This window comes from Flavobacterium sp. (assembly GCF_041392085.1).
Taxonomy (GTDB): Bacteria; Bacteroidota; Bacteroidia; order Flavobacteriales; family Flavobacteriaceae; genus Flavobacterium.
Genome location: NZ_JAWKMW010000010.1, coordinates 20,516 through 40,770 on the forward strand (window position 1 = coordinate 20,516; position 20,255 = coordinate 40,770).

Annotated in this window: 15 protein-coding genes and 2 tRNA genes; 6 read left to right on the forward strand and 11 right to left on the reverse strand. The window is 34.7% G+C overall.

What is annotated here, in order from left to right:
• Positions 1-38: 38 nt before the first annotated feature.
• The 3 genes from R2782_RS09625 to sppA all read right to left on the reverse strand — a co-directional run bounded on the left by R2782_RS09625 (position 39) and on the right by sppA (position 5,245).
• Entirely contained in the window at positions 39-2,648 is a 2,610-nt protein-coding gene (locus tag R2782_RS09625) for an AsmA-like C-terminal region-containing protein (protein ID WP_371268021.1), read from the reverse strand.
• Positions 2,649-2,691: 43 nt separating this feature from the next.
• A complete protein-coding gene (locus R2782_RS09630; RefSeq protein ID WP_371268022.1) occupies positions 2,692-3,381 on the reverse strand; it encodes a queuosine precursor transporter in 690 nt (229 codons plus the stop codon).
• A gap of 94 nt (positions 3,382-3,475) precedes the next feature.
• Entirely contained in the window at positions 3,476-5,245 is a 1,770-nt protein-coding gene (gene sppA / locus R2782_RS09635; protein WP_371268023.1) for a signal peptide peptidase SppA, read from the reverse strand.
• A 156-nt stretch (positions 5,246-5,401) separates the two neighbouring features.
• Here sppA and folK point away from each other — a divergent pair, with 156 nt between their 5' ends.
• The gene (gene folK, locus R2782_RS09640; RefSeq protein ID WP_371268024.1) at positions 5,402-6,538 is read left to right on the forward strand and encodes a 2-amino-4-hydroxy-6-hydroxymethyldihydropteridine diphosphokinase; all 1,137 of its coding nucleotides are present in this window, start codon (positions 5,402-5,404) and stop codon (positions 6,536-6,538) included.
• A gap of 1 nt (position 6,539) precedes the next feature.
• Here the strand turns inward: folK and R2782_RS09645 are convergent, their stop codons facing one another.
• A complete protein-coding gene (locus R2782_RS09645) occupies positions 6,540-8,675 on the reverse strand; it encodes a T9SS type B sorting domain-containing protein (RefSeq protein ID WP_371268025.1) in 2,136 nt (711 codons plus the stop codon).
• Between the two features lie 46 nt (positions 8,676-8,721).
• On the reverse strand, positions 8,722-9,264 hold the full coding sequence (locus tag R2782_RS09650; RefSeq protein ID WP_371268027.1) for an RNA methyltransferase: 543 nt from the start codon (positions 9,262-9,264) through the stop codon (positions 8,722-8,724).
• A 254-nt stretch (positions 9,265-9,518) separates the two neighbouring features.
• Here R2782_RS09650 and mutS point away from each other — a divergent pair, with 254 nt between their 5' ends.
• From mutS to R2782_RS09665, 3 genes are all read left to right on the forward strand, one after another.
• On the forward strand, positions 9,519-12,086 hold the full coding sequence (gene mutS / locus R2782_RS09655) for a DNA mismatch repair protein MutS (RefSeq protein WP_371268169.1): 2,568 nt from the start codon (positions 9,519-9,521) through the stop codon (positions 12,084-12,086).
• Between the two features lie 139 nt (positions 12,087-12,225).
• A tRNA-Gly gene (locus tag R2782_RS09660) sits at positions 12,226-12,298 on the forward strand.
• A gap of 15 nt (positions 12,299-12,313) precedes the next feature.
• Positions 12,314-12,399 (forward strand) — tRNA-Leu (locus R2782_RS09665).
• 239 nt (positions 12,400-12,638) lie between these two features.
• On the opposite strand, the gene R2782_RS09670 is transcribed toward R2782_RS09665, so the two are convergent.
• From R2782_RS09670 to R2782_RS09680, 3 genes are all read right to left on the reverse strand, one after another.
• Positions 12,639-12,842 carry a hypothetical protein gene (locus R2782_RS09670; RefSeq protein WP_371268028.1) on the reverse strand — a complete coding sequence of 68 codons (204 nt, stop codon included), beginning with the start codon at positions 12,840-12,842 and terminating at the stop codon, positions 12,639-12,641.
• 175 nt (positions 12,843-13,017) lie between these two features.
• Positions 13,018-15,156: a S46 family peptidase gene (locus R2782_RS09675; protein ID WP_371268029.1), complete on the reverse strand. Its 2,139-nt coding sequence runs from the start codon at positions 15,154-15,156 to the stop codon at positions 13,018-13,020.
• A gap of 51 nt (positions 15,157-15,207) precedes the next feature.
• Entirely contained in the window at positions 15,208-16,473 is a 1,266-nt protein-coding gene (locus tag R2782_RS09680; protein ID WP_371268030.1) for a 3-deoxy-D-manno-octulosonic acid transferase, read from the reverse strand.
• 129 nt (positions 16,474-16,602) lie between these two features.
• Here R2782_RS09680 and R2782_RS09685 point away from each other — a divergent pair, with 129 nt between their 5' ends.
• Together R2782_RS09685 and galE are read left to right on the forward strand one after the other, a co-directional pair.
• The gene (locus R2782_RS09685; RefSeq protein ID WP_371268031.1) at positions 16,603-17,733 is read left to right on the forward strand and encodes a DegT/DnrJ/EryC1/StrS family aminotransferase; all 1,131 of its coding nucleotides are present in this window, start codon (positions 16,603-16,605) and stop codon (positions 17,731-17,733) included.
• 24 nt (positions 17,734-17,757) lie between these two features.
• Positions 17,758-18,771: a UDP-glucose 4-epimerase GalE gene (gene galE / locus R2782_RS09690; protein WP_371268032.1), complete on the forward strand. Its 1,014-nt coding sequence runs from the start codon at positions 17,758-17,760 to the stop codon at positions 18,769-18,771.
• Between the two features lie 77 nt (positions 18,772-18,848).
• Here galE and fabD read toward each other — a convergent pair whose 3' ends face one another.
• The 3 genes from fabD to R2782_RS09705 all read right to left on the reverse strand — a co-directional run bounded on the left by fabD (position 18,849) and on the right by R2782_RS09705 (position 20,245).
• Positions 18,849-19,721 carry an ACP S-malonyltransferase gene (gene fabD / locus R2782_RS09695; protein ID WP_371268033.1) on the reverse strand — a complete coding sequence of 291 codons (873 nt, stop codon included), beginning with the start codon at positions 19,719-19,721 and terminating at the stop codon, positions 18,849-18,851.
• A gap of 97 nt (positions 19,722-19,818) precedes the next feature.
• Positions 19,819-20,031, reverse strand: coding sequence for a hypothetical protein (locus R2782_RS09700; protein ID WP_371268034.1), 213 nt, complete (start codon positions 20,029-20,031; stop codon positions 19,819-19,821).
• Complete coding sequence (locus R2782_RS09705) at positions 20,015-20,245, reverse strand: (4Fe-4S)-binding protein (RefSeq protein WP_371268035.1); 231 nt, start codon at positions 20,243-20,245, stop codon at positions 20,015-20,017. Before R2782_RS09705 ends, R2782_RS09700 begins: the two co-directional genes overlap by 17 nt.
• Between the last annotated feature and the right edge of the window lie 10 nt (positions 20,246-20,255).

Below are 20,255 nucleotides of genomic sequence, written 5' to 3' on the forward strand. Positions count from 1 at the left end.
AACCCCAAATTTATGATTCAAATTTGGGGTTAATTTTTTTATTGATTTTTCTTTTTGTTGCCGAACAAGCTGTTTAATCCTTCTTTGACTTTATCTTTTACAACTTCTTCCGTTTTGGTTTTTACCTCTTCTTTTGTTGCTGAGGTATTAGTTTTTGTAGTGTCTTTTGAATCTTTTGTTTGATTTAGTAAATTGCCCAGGGCAGATGCTCCTTGGTTTACTAGTTTATTTTTTTGCTGTTCAACCAATTGGTTCACTAATGCAGAAGTCGCTTGTTTCATGTCGGTTGAAATGATTGGTTTTGAAAAATTTCCTCCCAGCACCGCATTAACCGGAATGTTTTTAATATTTGCTGCATCTGCCGGAGATAATTTGGCAATTAAATTGTTTGCTTCTTTTCCTAAATATTTAGCGGGAACATCAAATTTTAGATTGTAATTCATCGATTGATCAAAACCATGGGTTCCAGCAATATTTACTGTAACATCTTCATATTTAATGTCAAATGGTTTCAAATTTACTTTTCCGTTTTCAAACGACAAACTTGTTTTTAAATCATTTAAATTCACTTTTTTCAAATCGATAAAATTAATTTGATTGTCCAACGCACTCAGCAAAGTAGAGTTGGAAGCATTTACAGTAGTAGAAAGCAACTGCCCAACCAAATCTCCCGTTAATGATTTTAAATCCGGAGTCATTTCCTTAGCATCTAAATTACCGGAAACTTTAATAGTAGAATTCAATTTCCCGTTAATAATATTAGCAATCGGAGCAATGCTTTTCATCATATCCAATTGCGTAAATGTTTCACTAATGTTTACTGAACTTAAATCTAAATTCATTGCAAATGTTGGTACTTTTGTTTTCGTAGAAACATTTCCGTTCACACCAATCATACCACCAAAAATGTTTGTTTTAACATTTTCTAATGTTACTCTTTCATCTTTCACAATTAATTTTCCTGAAACATCTTTTAACGTAAGATTATCATACAAAACCGTATTAGCTTTTGCATTTAAAGTGACATCCAGGAACGAAGGTATCTTCAAAGCTTCACTAGGCTTTTGACCTTCTTTCGTTGGTTCTTCCGTTGTCATGAAATCATTCACCGCCAATTGATTGGAGGTCATATTAAAATTTCCTTTCAAATTCTGATTATTAAATAAATAACCATAGAAATTTTCTAAAACACCATTTACATTGATGTCGCTCTTTCCGGTTTGTGCAGCAAATTTTTGTAAGTTCAATGTGCTAGGGTTAAACTGAACAATTGCTTCGCTTATGTTCATTCCTTTTCCGTTTTCATCGGTATATTTGAATCCGGTTATACTAACTAATCCGGCATTTTGGATGTTTTGGTATTGTTCTTTTTCCACCGATTGCATGTCGAATTTTGTGGTTACATCGGCTTTTAAAATTCCGGATAGTGGCGTATCTAACTTTATCGGATAAGCTTTGCTTAAATTCCCTAAGTTAAGGGTTCCTTTTAAAGCGGCATCAACTAACGGGTTTTCAGAAACATTTCTAATATTTGCTTTCGCATTAAAAATATCCTGATCAATTTTAAACGACAAATTATCGATGTTCACATACGTGTCGTTGATTAAACCGGTTTCGTTTTTAATTTTTGTGTCAATGATAATATTTTCTACTTTTTTGGGTAAGTCAGGAAACTTAAAGGAAGCATTATTAGAAGCTATTTCTAAGTTGAACTTCGGAATTGTTGTCTCAGAGTATAATCCTTTGGCAAAACCGGCAACTTTAAAATCTCCTGTGGTTTGAATTTTATCTAAATCACCTTTATAAGCAGAAGGAACTAATCCTAAAAAGTTTTTAAACGATGAGGTTGGGGTGTTAAACGTCAAGTCATATTGTTGTCCGGATTCAACCAACTGAATAAAACCGGCAAATTTTAAAGGCAATTGGTTAATTAAAGCTTCATTGTCTTTAAACTCATATTTGCTGTTTTCCAAATCAATACCCAACACGGCATCCAACGTTAATGAAACGTCTTTCATATAATTGGTTTTGTCCATGTCCAAACTCATCATAGCATTGGTTTCAGTGTCTAAATCCAGCTTTGAAGCCGCAAAATTTCCTGTTCCGGTATGATTAATTTTATCCACAACCATCCTGATTTTTGAACTTTCATCCAAAAAAGTGAATTTCAAATTTTCAATGGAATAACTTTGAATATTCATTGCAAAAGGCTTGCTGTCCGAAGGTTTTTCTTCTACATCGTCTTTCATGGCAATGTCAAAATTACCAATTCCGTCTTTATTAAAAATGATATTTATAATACCATCTTTACTCGAAAATGACTCTAATTCCATCGCTTCGCCTTCCGATTTAAACAATTCTTTCACCGACATTTTCAGGTTCAATTCACCGGAATAAAATAATGTATCACCTTCGAATGGAGCTTTATTAATGATGCTCAACTTGTCAATCGTCACATTGGCACGTGGAAAACTCTTAAACAAACTCAGGCTTACATCTTCAAACGCCACATTGGCATCTACATTTTCATTTATCGATTTCAAAACCAAAGCCTTGATTTTATCTTTAAACAAAAACGGAGCGGCAGCCAAAGCAATGATGGCAACCAACAAAAATATTCCTAAACCTTTTAAAATTTTTTTAATCATAATTATGTTAATTTTTTTGGAGCAAATAAGAGTATATATTTTTTTAATCTAAAAGTAATTCTTCTCCTCGAGTTAATTTAAAACGTTTCTGAAAAAAATAAACAGCCAAATATAAAATTGGGGTATCCAAGGCTGCAATTAATACTTTAAACAAAAAACCACTCAGTAACAATCCGGGAAACAAATCCCATTTTAATATATTAAAGCTACATAGCAAAAATAATACCGCAAATGTATCAACAAATTGCGAGGTAAAAGTAGAAAAGTTATTACGCAACCAAAGCATCTTTCCTTTGGTTATTTTTTTCCAAAAATGGAATATGTAAATATCAATATATTGTGCCGCCAAGTAAGCAATCATAGAAGCTAAAACCGCCAACGCAGTTTGTCCAAACACTTTAGAAAACAATGCATCATCTACAGGAGAATTTTCTATTGCCGGAGCAGCATTTGCCACATAAATAATTAATAACGAAAAAACAGAGGCAAAAATTCCCGCTGTCACTACTTCATTGGCTTTTTTCTTTCCGTAAACTTCAGAAATAATATCAGTAATTAAAAATGTAATCGGGTAGGGTAGAATGCCTACCGAGATTTCAAACCGATACAAACCAAAAAAATTCCAATAAAAAAATTTCTGAAAGATTAAATTCGAGACCACCAAGGAAGCAATAAACAAAGCCCCTAACGTGAAATAAATTTTATAAGCAAACAACTTCTCTTTTGTTTCCAACTCTTTTTTCAACAAAAGTAGGAAATAAGCAAGCAATCAGTTGTTAAGAAAATTAAAAAACCTGACAGTTTTTGGTTTCTGTCAGGTTTCAACTTTATTTGATTTTCAACTCAAAAGGCATCAACGTTTGAATGCCGGTTCGAGCAGTAGCTCTTTTTACTTGTTGTAGGGTTTGATAGGCTTCTTCTCCAATTTCTTCTTTAATCATAGCCTCTTTGGATTTAGCAAAAGGAATACCGTTTTGGTCGCTTAAAAACTGCATAAAGGTTTTATCAAATTCGGGATAGTTCACCGTTTTGTATTTTTTGATTTTTGCTAAAGTAGCCGCTTCGCTCAACGCTACATCTAAACCGCCTAATTTATCCACTAAACCATTTTGTAATGCTTCTGTACCGGTCCATACTCTTCCTTGAGCAATTGCATCCACTTGTTCAAACGTCATTTTTCTTCCGGCTGCAACACGATTAACAAAAACGGTGTAAATGTTTTCTACCGATTCTGTGGTTACTTCTTTAAATTTCTCATCAATTGGTTTAAACGGACTATAACCAACCGCATGATCATGTGTTTTTACCTGTGAGGTATTAATTCCGATTTTTTTAGATAATTCGGTCATATTTGGTAACACGCCAAAAACACCAATCGAGCCGGTAATTGTGTTGGGTTCTGCAATAATTTTATCGGCATTACAAGCAATATAATAACCACCTGAAGCAGCTAAATTACCCATCGATACCACAACCGGTTTTACTTTTTTGGTTAATTCTATTTCTCTCCATATTAATTCGGAAGTCAAAGCACTTCCCCCCGGACTATCAACACGAATTACGATGGCTTTCACTTTTTCATCTTTTCTAGCTTCTTGCAATGAAGTTCTCATGGCACCCTCGCCAATTACATTTACATCTCCCTCGCCACCTAAGATTTCTCCTTGAGCATAAATAATGGCTATTTTGTCTTTAGAATCTATTTTTTTTGGTGTTTTGGAAATGTTTTTAGCATAATCCATGATAGAAATCCATTCATAATCTTCGTCTTTTTTAACTTTCAACGCTTTTTTAATGCCGTCGTGATATTGATCTTCATAGCCAATTTTGTCAATCAGTTTTTTTGATCTAGCCATTTCCGGTGTTCTAGCCGAAAGTTGATTGGCAATACTGTTTAAACTATCTACAGAAATATTTCTGCTTTTTGAAATATCGCTAACAATCGAACTCCAAGCCGAATTTAACAAAGCAGTCATTTGTTCTCTGTTTGCTTCGCTCATTTCATTTTCTAAAAATGGCTCAACCGCACTTTTGTATTTTCCATGACGAATGACTTCCATTTTAACACCTGTTTTTTCTTGAATGTCTTTAAAGAACATGATTTCGGAAGCAAGACCTTTAAAATCCATTTCGCCTACCGGATTCATATAAATCGTATCGGCAACCGAGTTGATATAGTATTCACCTTGCGTAAAATAATCCGCATAGGAAACAATAAATTTTCCGGATTTTTTAAAATCAATCAATTTGTCTCTCAATGCTTTAGATTGGGCTAATCCTAAACTACTGCTACTGTTTAAGATTGAAATTCCCTTGATTTTATCATCTGTTTTGGCGTTGTCAACAGCATTTAAAACATCAATTAATCCTACTGACTCTTCTTCATTTAGTAAAGTTACCCAAGGATCGGTGAATTTTCCGGTATAATCTAACGATACATTCTTCATATCTAAAACCAAAACGGAATTAGATTCTACTTTTGCCACATCAGAACCGCTACCGGCAACTGCTCCAACAATCATTAACCCGAAAAATAATAGCATAAAGAATACAAATAATCCTATGATAGTGGCCAATACATTTCCTAAAAATTTCATTTTATATTTATTTAATTAAATTACTTCTTAATTAGTAGTATAATAATGTATTCTGTTACACAATATTTACAGAGATATGTATAGTAAAAGAAACTTATTAACAGGATTGGTAAAGATACTTTATTTCTAAAATAGTTTTAGTTATTTTGCTTTTCTATGAATAATCAAAGCCAAGTCATTTTATCGTTAGGCAGTAATTTAGGTAACCGTCTGGAAAACATTCAGTTGGCTATAAAATTCATTCATCAAACCATTGCCACTGTTATCAAAGTTTCTTCATTATACGAGACACCTTCGTGGGGTTTTGATAGTGAACCCTTCTGTAATTGTGCATTAGTTTTGCAAACTTCTAAAAATGCCGAACAAATTTTAGATGAAGTGTTACAACTGGAAACCAAATTAGGAAGAGTACGAAATGGCGGAGAAGGTTATCAATCCAGAGTAATTGATATAGATGTTATTACGTATAACGAGGAAATCATCGACACCGAAAAATTAAAAGTTCCGCACCCGCACATGCAAAACAGAAAGTTTGTGTTGTTGCCCATGCGTGATTTGAATTTGGATTGGCGACACCCCATTTTACAAAAATATTTACCGGAATTAGTCGCTTTGGCGGAAGATAAAAGCAATTGCAAAGAAGTTCAAAGGTTAGAAGCACCATTAGACAAAATAAAACTTCAACAATTTAATTATATTGCGATTGAAGGAAATATTGGAGCAGGAAAAACGACTTTATCAACCAAAATTTCAGAGGATTTTAATGCCAAATTAGTGTTGGAACGCTTTGCCGATAATCCGTTTTTACCAAAATTTTATGAAGACCAAAGTAGGTATGCTTTTCCTCTGGAAATGTCATTTTTGGCAGACCGATACCAACAACTTTCTGATGATTTAGCACAATTTGATTTATTTAAAGATTTTATAGTGGCCGATTATCATATATTTAAATCCTTAATTTTTGCCAAAGTAACCTTGGCTGAAGATGAATTCAGGCTTTATAATACGATGTTTGACATCATCCACAAAGAAATGCCAAAGCCCGATTTGTATGTTTATTTATATCAAAACACAGAGCAACTTTTAGAAAACATCAAAAAGAGAGGCAGAAGTTATGAAATGCAAATTCCGGCAGAATATTTAGAAAAAATCAATCAAGGTTATTTGGATTTCATCAAGACACAAACCAATTTAAACGTATTGATTATTGATGTTTCAGATAAAGATTTTGTAAACAATCAGGAAGATTATATTTTTATTTTAGAAGAAATAGAGAAAAAAATAACCGGATAAATTATCTTTTTAAAGAAAAATGACCTTTTCGTTCCGCTGTAGCATTGTCAATTTTCAAAACATACCAATAATCATCTGCCGGTAAATTTTCACCTTCAAAAGTTCCATCCCAAAAAAGATTTGATGGTGTAATTTGTTTAATTAATTTGCCGTAACGATTAAAAATGGAGATCGAAGAGTTCGGATAGAACTCCATTCCTTTCAAATAAAAAACATCGTTTTGACCGTCGCCGTTAGGAGTGAAAAAGGGAGGAACCAAAAGTACAACAAAGGTTTCCTCGTCGGAATAACCACAATTGTTGATTTTCTCTCGCACATAAGCCGTGTATAATCCGCCTTCGCCAACGGTAAATAAATTTGAATCTTGGTAAGTAAAACCATCAATAGAATACTCATATTCGCCATTTCCTGAAGAAATAATTTCAACAGAAGTATCATTTACAACAATAGTTTCAATTACCGGTATATCATATTGAACTATTGTGAAGTTCTTTGTTTTAGAACAATTTCCTTCATCTAAAGAGGTTACAACAACGGAGTAGTTTGCATTGTTATTCACTTGAATCGTTTGCGAAGTTTCTCCGGTTGACCAAAGATAAGTGGCATTTGAAACACCTGCATCTAAAGTGATAACTGTACCTTCGCAAAGTGTAACCGTTTCGTCTTCCACATCCGGTAAGTCATATACCAAAACATTAATTGGAATTCTATTTCCTGTTGAGCAACCATTATTTATTCCTTCCACATAAAAAGTAGTGTCTTCTGAAAGAATTTGGGTTGTGAATGAGGTTCCGGTTCCCAAGCTAGTTCCACCAGTTTCAACAGCATACCAATTGATTGTTCCTGCAGTAGTTGAAGCACTTAAAACAGTTGAATTTTCTCCACAAACCGGAATTGGTTCAACAACGGTAACTATCGGAATTTGATTTATTGTTGCCGTGACAGCTGTTCTTGTTCCGCTTGTACAACCAATTTCAAATGCATCAACATAGTAAATTGTTGTCTGAGTTAAACTTGGTGTTGTAAAGCTATTTCCCGAAGCCAAAGGTGTTCCTCCGGTTTGTGTGGCATACCATTTTATGTTTCCGGCAGAAGCACTGGCGGTTAGTGTTACCGAACCGTCTCCACACCTTGACTGACCTACTGAAGAAGTAATATTCGGAATTGTAATGGTCGTACTCGTAGAAATCTGCAAAATAGGATCACCAGGCATCCCGCCATATTCCACAATATATCCTTTGGGTTGATAATTGCCACTTGCTTCACCTGTATTGGATAAATCATTCCACGAACCTGTAATTCCAACACCTGGAGCGGTTACGTGAGCATAATTTTCATTACCTAAATTATTTGGTTCGCCATTATTCCAATTGGCATAATTTGGTGTTGAACCGTTTATTCCACCATTCCAAAAAATAGTACCATTTTCAGGTCCCGTCATCCAACGCCAAACACCTTCATTTGCTTCATCGCTTCCGCCAATCCAACCTGCACCGGCTGCTTGTTCGCCGGAAAGTTGAGCTTCATCAGGAGCTGTAATTGTGGCTAAATAGCCTTGTAAGCCATAATACGTTCGATTTGCGGCGGCTGTTCTTGCGTTGTTCCAAGTGATGCCAATGGAAGGTACAAACTCGTAATAATGACCATTTGAAGGAAGATAGTTTGCCTGGCCTACCGTAATGGAAAAAGTTCTAACCCCTGTTGGATTTGCAGAAGAATTTGAATAAACTACATCTTCAATAGCTGCAATCAAATTTGCATATGTGGGTTGTCCGGCAGAACCTGTTAAGGTTAGTTTTCCAGTGAGGGCATCCCAACTTGTAGTGATGGTTGGATGTGTTCCGGTTAAAATTAATATGTCCTGACCATTCACATATCCGGATGAAATTTGAATATATATTGCATCAATTCCTGTGTCATCTGGATCTGTAATCGTCATATTAGTGACAATATTCATTTGCGAACCCGGACAATAAATTTGATTACCTGTCGCAATCAAAATAGGAGCATCATTTAAAAGAACTGGTTTTTTTTCTTCATGTTTTAGAGATAAATTTTTATCAGCCAAAGATGAAAAAATACCGGAGCAAAAAAATAGAATGAGTAAGGAATTGCGAAACAATGAAAATCCGTTCATTTTGTAAAAGTAAGAATTAGAAAGCAAAAGACTTGTTCACTGATTGCTAATTTTCTCCTAAAACTATTAGTTTAGTGAATAAATCCCAAACTACAATTCCGGTACTCACCGAAATATTCAATGAATGTTTGGTTCCCAATTGCGGAATTTCAATCACACCATCACATTTTTCAATGGCTTGTTGCGAAACACCCTTGACTTCATTACCGAAAATTAAAGCGTATTTTTTTCCTTTTTCAACTTCAAAATCATTTAACATCACCGAATTTTCAACTTGCTCTATGGCAAAAACTGAAATGTTATTTTTTTTCAATTGCTCAATAACCGATAATATATCTTTTTGATATTCCCAAGCTACAGTATCCGTTGCTCCTAAAGCTGTTTTATGAATTTCCTTGTTGGGTGGAGTCGCTGTGATGCCGCATAAATAGATTTTTTCAATCAAAAAAGCATCTGATGTTCTGAAAACTGAACCAATGTTATGCAAACTTCTAATATCATCTAGAACAATGATTATTGGTGTTTTTTGAGCTTGTTTAAACTCATCAATATTTTTACGTTCCAATTCAGAATTCGCTAATTTTCTCATATTGCAAAAATAAGTAATGCATTTGGATTTATGTTAACCTACTAAATGTTTTCATTTCACGCTCCCCTCTCCTTTGGAGAGGGGTTGGGGGTGAGGTCTCTATCCGCAAATTTCACTAGATAAATTTTTGTCATTGTCATTGATTTTTACCATTGCATTGAAATTTTATTTCTGTATTTTTGAATCCTAACCATAATAAAAGCACCTTGTCAGCAAAAGTCAAAGCCGTAAAAGAACCAAAGGAAACTCCTTTGATGAAACAATACAACCAAATTAAAGCAAAATATCCTGATGCATGTTTGCTTTTTAGGGTTGGAGATTTTTACGAAACATTTGGTGAAGACGCAGTTCGGGCTTCTCAAATTTTAGGAATAGTTTTGACAAAAAGAGGTGCTGGCTCTGAAACCGAAACTGCTTTGGCGGGTTTCCCACATCATTCATTAAATACCTATTTGCCAAAATTAGTCAAGGCTGGATTACGTGTAGCGATTTGTGATCAATTAGAAGATCCAAAAATGACTAAAACCATTGTAAAGCGAGGTGTAACAGAATTAGTTACTCCCGGGGTTTCTATGAATGATGAGGTGTTGCATGCCAAGGCGAATAATTTTTTAGCTTCGCTATATTTTGGTAAAAAGCAAATTGGTGTTTCGTTTTTAGATGTTTCTACCGGTGAGTTTCTAACTTCTCAAGGGAATGAAGAATACATTGACAAATTGTTACAAAATTTTAGTCCAAGTGAAATTTTAGTAACCAAAAATCATAAGCAAAGATTTAGAGAAATTTTTGGTGAAGATTATCATACTTTTTTTATCGAAGATTGGGTTTATACAGAAGATTACGGTAACGAAGTATTGACAAAACATTTTCAAACCAATTCACTTAAAGGTTTTGGAATTGAAGAATTGCAAGAAGGTATAGTAGCTTCGGGTGCGGTTTTGTATTATTTGTCTGAAACGCAACACAACAAAATTCAGCATATTACTTCCATTCAACGTATTGCAGAAGATGCGTATGTATGGATGGATCGTTTTACGATTCGTAATTTAGAATTGTATCACAGCACTAATCCCAATGCGGTCACGTTGTTGGATGTGATTGATAAAACGCTTTCGTCAATGGGTTCACGCTTGTTGAAACGTTGGTTGGCGTTGCCTTTGAAGGATGTTGCGAAGATTCAATCTCGTCATGAAGTGGTCACATTTTTAAAGGATAATTCGGAAGTTTTACAGAAAATTCAATACCAAATTAAACAGATTTCCGATTTGGAACGATTGATTTCTAAAGTTGCTACCGGAAAAGTTTCGCCTCGTGAAGTGATGAACCTTTGTCATTCTTTGGATGCCATTATTCCAATCAAAACTTTGGCTTTGACCAGTGCAAATGAATCGTTGAAAGCGATTGGGGATAGTTTGCATGCGTGTGATTTATTACGTGAAAAAATCAAAACGACGTTGAATCACGATGCTCCCGTTTCCATTAGCAAAGGAAATGCAATCGCCAAAGGAATTCATTCCGAATTAGACGAATTGCGAGCTATTTCATCTTCAGGAAAAGAATATTTAGAAGGAATTGAAGCAAGAGAATCGGAACGAACCGGAATAACCTCGTTGAAAATTTCGTTTAATAATGTTTTTGGCTATTATATAGAAGTTCGAAATACCCACAAAGACAAAGTTCCATCGGAATGGATTCGTAAACAAACATTGGTAAATGCCGAGCGTTATATTACTGAAGAATTGAAAGAATACGAAACAAAAATTCTAGGAGCAGAAGATAAAATTCAGCAATTAGAATCGCAATTGTTTGAACAGTTAGTCATCTGGATTGGCACGTATATCAAGCCGGTTCAGTTGAATGCGGCTTTAATTGCTCAATTGGATTGTTTGAATTCGTTTACGCAATTAGCAATTGAAAATAATTACATTCGACCAGTTTTGGATGATTCATATGATTTAGAAATAACTAATGGACGTCATCCGGTAATTGAAAAACAACTACCCATTGGTGTTCCGTATATTGCTAATGATGTTTTTTTAGATAGAGATTCGCAGCAGATTATTATGATAACCGGACCTAATATGTCGGGTAAATCGGCGATATTGAGACAAACGGCATTGATTGTACTCTTGGCTCAAATGGGGAGTTTTGTTCCGGCAGAAGCGGTGCGAATGGGAATAGTAGATAAAATTTTCACTAGAGTAGGAGCGAGTGATAACATTTCAATGGGTGAATCGACATTTATGGTGGAGATGAATGAAACCGCATCGATTTTGAATAATATTTCCGAGCGAAGTTTGGTTTTATTAGATGAAATCGGGCGAGGAACCAGCACGTATGACGGAATTTCTATTGCGTGGGCCATTGCAGAATACTTGCACGAAAATCCAAACCGACCCAAAACATTGTTTGCTACGCATTATCATGAGTTAAACGAAATGGAAATTACCTTTGACCGCGTGCAGAATTTCAATGTTTCGGTGAAAGAATTGAAAGATACCGTTTTGTTTATTCGAAAATTAGTGAAAGGCGGAACTGAACATAGTTTTGGTATTCATGTAGCCAAAATGGCGGGTATGCCCCAAACCGTCATTCAAAAAGCACAAAAGATTTTAAAGAAATTAGAAAAAAATCATTCAAGTGAAGAGTTATCCGGCATAAAATCTCCGAAAGATGAATTACAACTTAGTTTTTTCAATTTAGATGATCCGTTATTGGAAGAAATTAAAGAAGAAATTATAAATTTAGATATTAATACATTAACACCGGTCGAAGCTTTGATGAAGTTGAATGAAATTAAACGAATGTTGACCAGAAAATAAAAGCTATTGAATTAACTTTCAAATTATTAGTTTTTCAAATTAATTTTTTTGCAAAAAACGCTTGTAAAAGTAAATATTTATAGTACATTTGCATCCGCATTGCTCAATAAGTAATGTTGTTCTTTTTAAAAAAATGTACGCGAAAATAGCTCAGTTGGTAGAGCACGACCTTGCCAAGGTCGGGGTCGCGGGTTCGAATCCCGTTTTTCGCTCTACCATATTATAATGCTCGAGTGGTGGAATTGGTAGACACGCTGGACTTAAAATCCAGTGAACAGTAATGTTCGTGCGGGTTCAAGTCCCGCCTTGAGTACAAAAAGCTTCATTTGTTTTTACAAGTGGAGCTTTTTTTATTTTTTTGTATTCAAGCAGTTTAGGTTGTTTATTTTGTTGAATTCTTCTGTAGTTGTTTTTAAAGGCGACGAACAGTTGACGAATGTTGTTGCAATAAATGTTTTAGGTTTTTTTAAAAACAATCATTCTATATTCACTTTAAAGCAAAAAAAATCCCGAACAACGTCGGGATTATTTTTTCTATTAGTTTGTTACTAATTACTGAGCAGCAGGAGCCTCAACAGCTTCTTCAACAGCAGCAGCAGCAGTATCAACAACAGCAGCAGCCTCTTCAACTACTTCAGTAGCAGTTTCTTCTACAGCTTCTGTAGTTTCTTCCATAGTAGCTTCAGCTTCTTTCTCTTTACAAGATACTACAGTTAAAGCAGCAACAAATACTAAACTTAAAATTACTTTTTTCATCTTACTAAATTATAAAAGGTTAATTATTAATTCGGAGCAAAGATATAAATTTTTTGGTTTAACAAAATATTTTACTATTTTTTTTTAAAAAAAAATAAACATATTGTTTTTCAAACGTTTGAGCTAAAATTATAATAGAATTTTTACCTAAAAAAAGCCATTTTAACTAAGGTTTTTATTTTTTCCCCACTACTTTCATTTCATTTATTAAATGTTTGGCACCTGCATACTTATCTATTACAAATAAAACATACCGAATATCAACCATGATATTACGGCAAATGGCAGGGTCATAATAAATATCGCTCATTGTTCCTTCCCAAACACGGTCAAAGTTTAAGCCTATTAAATTTCCATGTGCATCAATTGCCGGACTTCCGGAATTTCCGCCTGTGGTATGATTTGTACCAATGAAATTGACAGGAAGTTTCCCGTTTTCCGCATAAGGACCATAATCTTTGTTGTTATATAATTCAATTAATTTCGGGGAAACATCAAATTCGTAATCGCCCGGAATGTATTTTTCGATTACACCATCTAAATAGGTAACCGGGCTGTAGTAAACCGCATCGCTTGGTGCATAGCCTTTTACTTTTCCGTAGGTTACACGCAATGTAGAATTAGCATCTGGGAATATTCTGGCTTCTTTTGGACTTAATTCCAATATTCCTTTCATGTAGGTACGTTGCAAAGCCGTATTTTTCAGATTTATTTCTTCATATTTAGGTAAAACATTCTTTGTGTACGCTTCGGTGAGCAATTTTGCAAATGCAAATCCGCTATCGTTGTTTAATTTTTCAAGAACAGATTTGGCATCACCGGTTAACAATTCTTTTAACCCGATGTAGTTTGATAATTTAGATGTCTTGAAAATTTCTGCTGTTTTCGCTGTTAAATCTAGATTCAATAATTCTTCGGGTAAAAATTGTTTAGGAGATTTAGCAACGTATAATCTAATTAATTGCTCCATAACCTTTTCATCTACCAACGGATTGAAGTCTTTATACAATTCTTCGAAACCAAGTATGTAGTTCTCCTTTCGATCCATAAATGCTTGTTCTCCTCTAGAATTGTAAATATTTTCCAGTTGAACTAAACGATAACCAAAACTTAAAATTTCTGTATTTCTCATCACCACTTCCATAAAATAATCACGGCTCAAAGCATATGGAGCGATTTCAGTATAGTTTTTTTCAAATTCTGAAAGTAAATTACCATATTCAGCCTGTTTCCCGGCTTTAGCAACTTTGTTCATGAAATCTTTTTCAAATTCTTTTTTGATTTGAACAGCATTTGATTTTTTCAATCCTTTGGTTTCACCAATCCATTTTTTCCAATAATTGGCTACCGAAGCATATTTGGCAGCATATTGAATTTTAATAGCTTTGTCTTTTCGCATGAATCCGTCTTGTACTTTCAAAGCGGCATCACGTACTTCAATTTTGGCCGGATTGAGTTCATTTACAATTTGTTCAACAGCAACGGCAGGCAAATATTCTTGTGTTCTACCCGGATAACCAAAAACCATTGTAAAATCATTCTCTTTTACCCCATGAATAGAAACCGGAAAAAAGTGTTTTGGTGTATACGGGACATTATCTTTTGAATAGGTCGCCGGTCGATTATTTTTGTCTGCATAAATTCTAAACAAAGAAAAATCTCCCGTATGACGTGGCCAGACCCAGTTATCTGTATCCGAACCAAATTTTCCGATAGAAGAAGGCGGAGCCCCTACTAAACGAATATCTTTGAATGTTTCCACCACAAACCAGATGTATTGATTGCCGTCATAAAATGCTCTGATTCGGTTTTCTTGCCAACTTTCTTTCGGTAGCGAATTGGTTAAAGCAGAAATGTTATCTTGAATTTTTTTTTGCTTTTCTGCTTCGGTGGTAATGGTTTGCGTGTTTTCTAACACTTTTGCCGTAATGTCTTCAATTTTTACAATGAACGTAACAACTAAACCTTCGTTTGGAAGTTCTTCTTCTAAACTCATTGCCCAAAAACCTTTTTCTAAATAATCGTTTTCAACCGTTGAATGTGATTGAATTTGTCCGTAACCACAATGATGATTCGTTAATAGTAATCCTTTTGGTGAAATGACTTCTGATGTACAACCGTTGTTGAAATGCGGTACCGCATCTTTCATACTCGATTTGTTTACATCATAAATGTCTTTGGCCGACATTTTCATGCCGAGTGATTTCATTTCCTTTTCGTTCATTCCTTCCAAAAGTGAAGGAATCCACATACCGCCTTGTTGGGCATAAGTTGAAATTGAAATAAATAAAAGTAAAATTCTAAGCAGTTTCATATTATAGTATTGTTTAAAGTGGCAAGATACAATTTTTGAATTTTTATAGCATTATTTTAGGGTTTCATTAAGAAGATGGTGCATAATTATATCCGTGGCACCCTTGTTCATTTGCACAAAAGTGCTACAAATATGACCTTTTTCATATCGAATATCTTCATTGGTAAGTAAAGTAGAAAATGCTTTATTCAATTCGTTTTGGTCGGAAAAAGAAATGCAGCCTTCCATGTTTACTAGTGCGGTTGCTTCAGCAAAATGAGCATAATTAGGACCGATTACGATAGGAATGCCAAAGGTAGCCGGTTCCAAAATGTTATGCACACCGGGATTTCCGAAGCCACCACCCACGTAGGCGATATCGGCGTATGAATAAATTTTTGTTAAAAATCCAATCGTGTTGATGATGAAAACTTCATATGCTTGTAGAGATAGGTCGTGACCTGATTGTTCAGAATCATTATAATCCGAAAATAGAATCGTTTTTTTTGTAATCGATTTTTGCAATTCCAAAATTTGTTCCGGTTTGATGTTGTGTGGAGCAATGATGAATTTCAGTTTTTCAGTTGAATTATTGATGAAATTTACCAATAATTCTTCGTCTTTTGGCCATGAACTTCCAATAACAATAGTGGTTGTATTGTTTTTGAATGTTTCGATAAAATCTAATGAATTATCCCTTTCCAAAATCGAAACCACCCGATCAAAACGCGTGTCTCCTGATATTTTTACATTTTGATAGCCAAGCGATTGCAATAGTTTTTTGGAGGATTCATTTTGCACAAAAAAGAAGTCAAAAGCAGTTAAACATTTTCGGTAAAATCCGCCATACCATTTAAAAAAGACCTGATTTTCTCTGAGAATTCCCGAAATTAAATAGATTTTTATTTGCCTCTTTTTGAGCTCGTTGAGGTAATTTGGCCAATATTCATATTTAATAAAAAACACCATTTCAGGATGAACTAAATCTAAAAATTGTTTAGCGTTTTGTAGTGTATCTAATGGAAGATAAATAGTCATATCTGCTATTGAATTATTTTTTCTGACTTCAAAACCCGATGGAGAAAAAAAGGTGACAATGATTTTATGATTAGGAAATTTAATTTTGATTTTTTCCATCACGGGAATTCCTTGTTCAAACTCGCCTAAAGAAGCGGCATGAAACCAAATTGTTTTGTCTGTTGAAGAAATTTTCAGTTTGATTTGTTCAAAAACATTCTTTCTTCCATCCACAAATAGCTTCATTTTTGGGTTAAAATTGGCAATGATTTTCAATAAAAACCCTACTAAATGAACCAATACATTATATAAAAAATACATAGAATATAAATTGTGTCGCTAAAATACATCACTTTACAGAATTTTCATTGTTATAACTCCTTAAATAATTACTTTTGTGTTATGATTAAGGTTTTCGACCTTACTCTTTTAAAATTTAATAAAAATACAATGCGTAAACTCCAAATGGTTGACTTAAAAAGTCAATATGATAAAATTAAATCTACGGTTGATGCTTCCATTCAAGAAGTTTTAGATACTACAACCTACATTAATGGTCCGAAAGTTCACGAATTTCAAAAAAATTTAGAAGAATATTTAGGAGTAAAGCATGTAATTCCATGTGCGAATGGAACCGATGCTTTACAAATAGCCATGATGGGACTTGGTTTACAACCAGGTGATGAAGTGATTACTGCTGATTTTACTTTTGCCGCCACTGTTGAAGTGATTGCTTTATTGCAGTTGACTCCCGTTTTAGTAGATGTGGATATGGTAAACATGAATATTTCAATTGAAGCAATCAAAAAAGCCATTACGCCAAAAACGAAAGCGATTGTACCTGTTCATTTGTTCGGAAGAGCAGCCAATATGGAAGTCATTATGCAAATTGCGAAAGAACACAATTTATATGTCATCGAAGATAATGCTCAAGCTATTGGAGCCAATTGTCGCTTTTCGGATGGAACAAAAAAGAAAGCCGGAACGATTGGTCATGTGGGAGCAACTTCTTTCTTTCCTTCTAAAAATTTAGGTTGTTACGGAGATGGTGGTGCCATTTTTACGAATGATGATGCGTTAGCTCACACCATTCGTGGGATAGTTAATCACGGCATGTATGTACGTTATCACCATGATGTGGTTGGGGTTAATTCTCGTTTGGATAGTATTCAAGCAGCAGTTTTGAATGCTAAATTACCGTTGTTAGACAGTTATAATGCCGCACGTCAAAATGCCGCAAGAAGTTATTCTAAAGCATTTGAAGGGCATAAAAATATCATTGCTCCAACCATTTGTGCTATTTGTGATTGCCATGTTTTTCATCAATATACATTGCGAATAATCGATGCGGATAGAAATGCCTTGATGGATCATTTGCAAAGCAAAGGAATTCCTTGTGCGATTTATTACCCGATTCCGTTACATGCACAAAAAGCGTATGCGGATGTTCGATATAAGGAAGAAGATTTTCCGGTAACGAATCAATTGGTAAAAGAAGTGATTTCGCTACCCATGCATACCGAATTAGATGACGAACAAATCAAATTTATAACCGATTCAGTTTTAGAATTTTTTAATTAATGTTATTAACCCATTACCAAAAAAATGAAAGTACTTGTAACCGGAGGCCTTGGATTCATTGGCTCACACACTGTAGTTGAATTGCATAATGCCGGATTTGAGCCATTGATTGTAGATAATTTATCTAATTCTTCTATTGAAGTTTTAGACAGAATTGCAGCAATTATTGGGTATAAACCTGCTTTTGAACAAATGGATTTGAGAGAAAAAGCAGACGTAAACCAATTGTTTCAAAAACATGCTGACATCAATGGGGTTATCCATTTTGCGGCTTCAAAAGCTGTGGGTGAAAGTGTAGAAAATCCGTTATTGTATTATGAAAATAACATTAATGCTTTAGTGTATATTTTACAAGAATTACAGAAAAAAGAGTCAACTAATTTTATTTTCAGTTCTTCTTGTACAGTTTACGGTCAAGCCGAAAAAATGCCAATTACGGAAGATGCTTCTGTACAACCGGCCATGTCTCCTTATGGAAACACCAAGCAAATTGGAGAAGAGATTATTACTGATGTAGCTAAAGTATCCAATATAAAATCCATTTTATTACGTTATTTTAACCCTATTGGAGCTCATCCTTCTGCTGAAATTGGTGAATTACCAATAGGAGTTCCACAAAATTTAGTGCCTTTTATCACACAGACAGGAATTGGTATTCGTAAAGAATTATCTGTTTTTGGAGATGACTATCCAACACCTGACGGAACGGCAATTCGTGATTATATTCATGTAGTAGATTTAGCAAAAGCACATGTGGTTGCTTTACAGCGATTAGTAGAAAATAAAAACGTAGATAAAGTAGAAACATTTAACCTTGGGACCGGGACCGGGAGTTCCGTTTTAGAAGTCATTAAAACATTTGAAAAGGTTTCCAATAAAAAGTTACCGTATAAAATTGTTGCCAGGAGAGAGGGTGATATCACCTCCGCCTATGCTAATACGGATAAAGCAAATAATGTTTTAGGTTGGAAAGCACTATCCACTTTGGAAGAAGCATTAGCAAGTGCTTGGAAATGGGAACAAAAAATTAGAAGTTAGCAAATAATTTTAATAAAAAGGGTCAAGTGTTTTTTTATAACCTGACCCTTTTTTAATTTCATTTTGTGTTTTTCATATTAAGCCGAAATCGTCTCTACTTCTTTATTAATTTTATTTACTAATCCAACCAATACTTTTCCGGGGCCCACTTCTGTAAAACTGGTCGCACCGTCGGCAATCATTTGGTTTACAGATTGTGTCCATTTAACCGGAGCTGTCAATTGAATGATTAAGTTCTTTTTAATCTCTTCAGGATTGGAAACGGCATTTGCTGTAACATTTTGATATACCGGACAAATAGGTGTAGAAAAAGTTGTTGTTTCAATGGCAGTCGCTAATTCTTCTCGGGCAGGTTCCATCATGGGTGAGTGGAAAGCTCCGCCAACAGGTAAAATCAATGCTCGTTTGGCTCCTGCTTCTTTCATTCTTTCACAAGCTAATTCAACTGCTTTGTATTCGCCGGAAATTACTAATTGTCCTGGGCAATTGTAATTTGCCGCAACCACTACGCCTTCAATTGATGCACAAATGTCTTCCACTATTTTGTCGTCTAAATTCAAAACTGCTGCCATAGTAGAAGGGGTGATTTCACAGGCTTTTTGCATGGCCAAGGCTCGTTTTGAAACCAATTGCAATCCGTCTTCAAAAGATAAGGCTCCATTAGCTACAAGTGCCGAAAATTCACCCAAAGAATGTCCTGCCACCATATCCGGTTTAAAATCGGGTAGGGTTTTAGCTAAAATGACGGAGTGCAAAAACACTGCCGGTTGGGTCACTTTGGTTTCCTTTAATTCTTCAGCAGTACCTTCAAACATAATGTCAGTAATTCGAAAACCAAGAATTTCATTGGCTTTTTCAAACAATTCTTTGGCTAAAGCTGAATTATCATATAAATCTTTACCCATTCCGATAAATTGTGCTCCTTGTCCCGGGAAAACGTATGCTTTCATAAGTATATTTTATAAAGTTGTCTTCGCAAAAATACTATTTATATGGACTCGATAATTTCTTTAGTAGGCGATTTTTTGTATTCCTTTGTCATTTAAGTTATTTTGACATCCAATTACCGAAAATTTTTCGCAATAGCGGCAACAATATAAACACCATCAAAGGGACCAATATTCCGGTAACGATTAAAGTGCGAATCGGAATTGGAAAATGATTTAGTCCTTCACCAATTATATAATTTAGCAAAGTGATACTCGGGTAAATGGCAATCCAAACGATAAACGCGAATTTCCATTTAGGAGGATTTTTCATCATTGAGAAAATAAGTTAAAGCTCCGGAAGGACATTTGTGTATGGTTTCAATAATTTTATCCGTAGTTGAGCCATCGGTTTTAATCCATGGTTTTTCTTTAGGTTGAAATATAGCCGGATTATTTTTTACGCAATTCGCAGAGTGAATGCATTTGTGAGCTTGCCAAACTATGGTTACTTCTCCGTTGGTGTATTCTTTAGTGGTGGGTTCCATACTGGTTAGG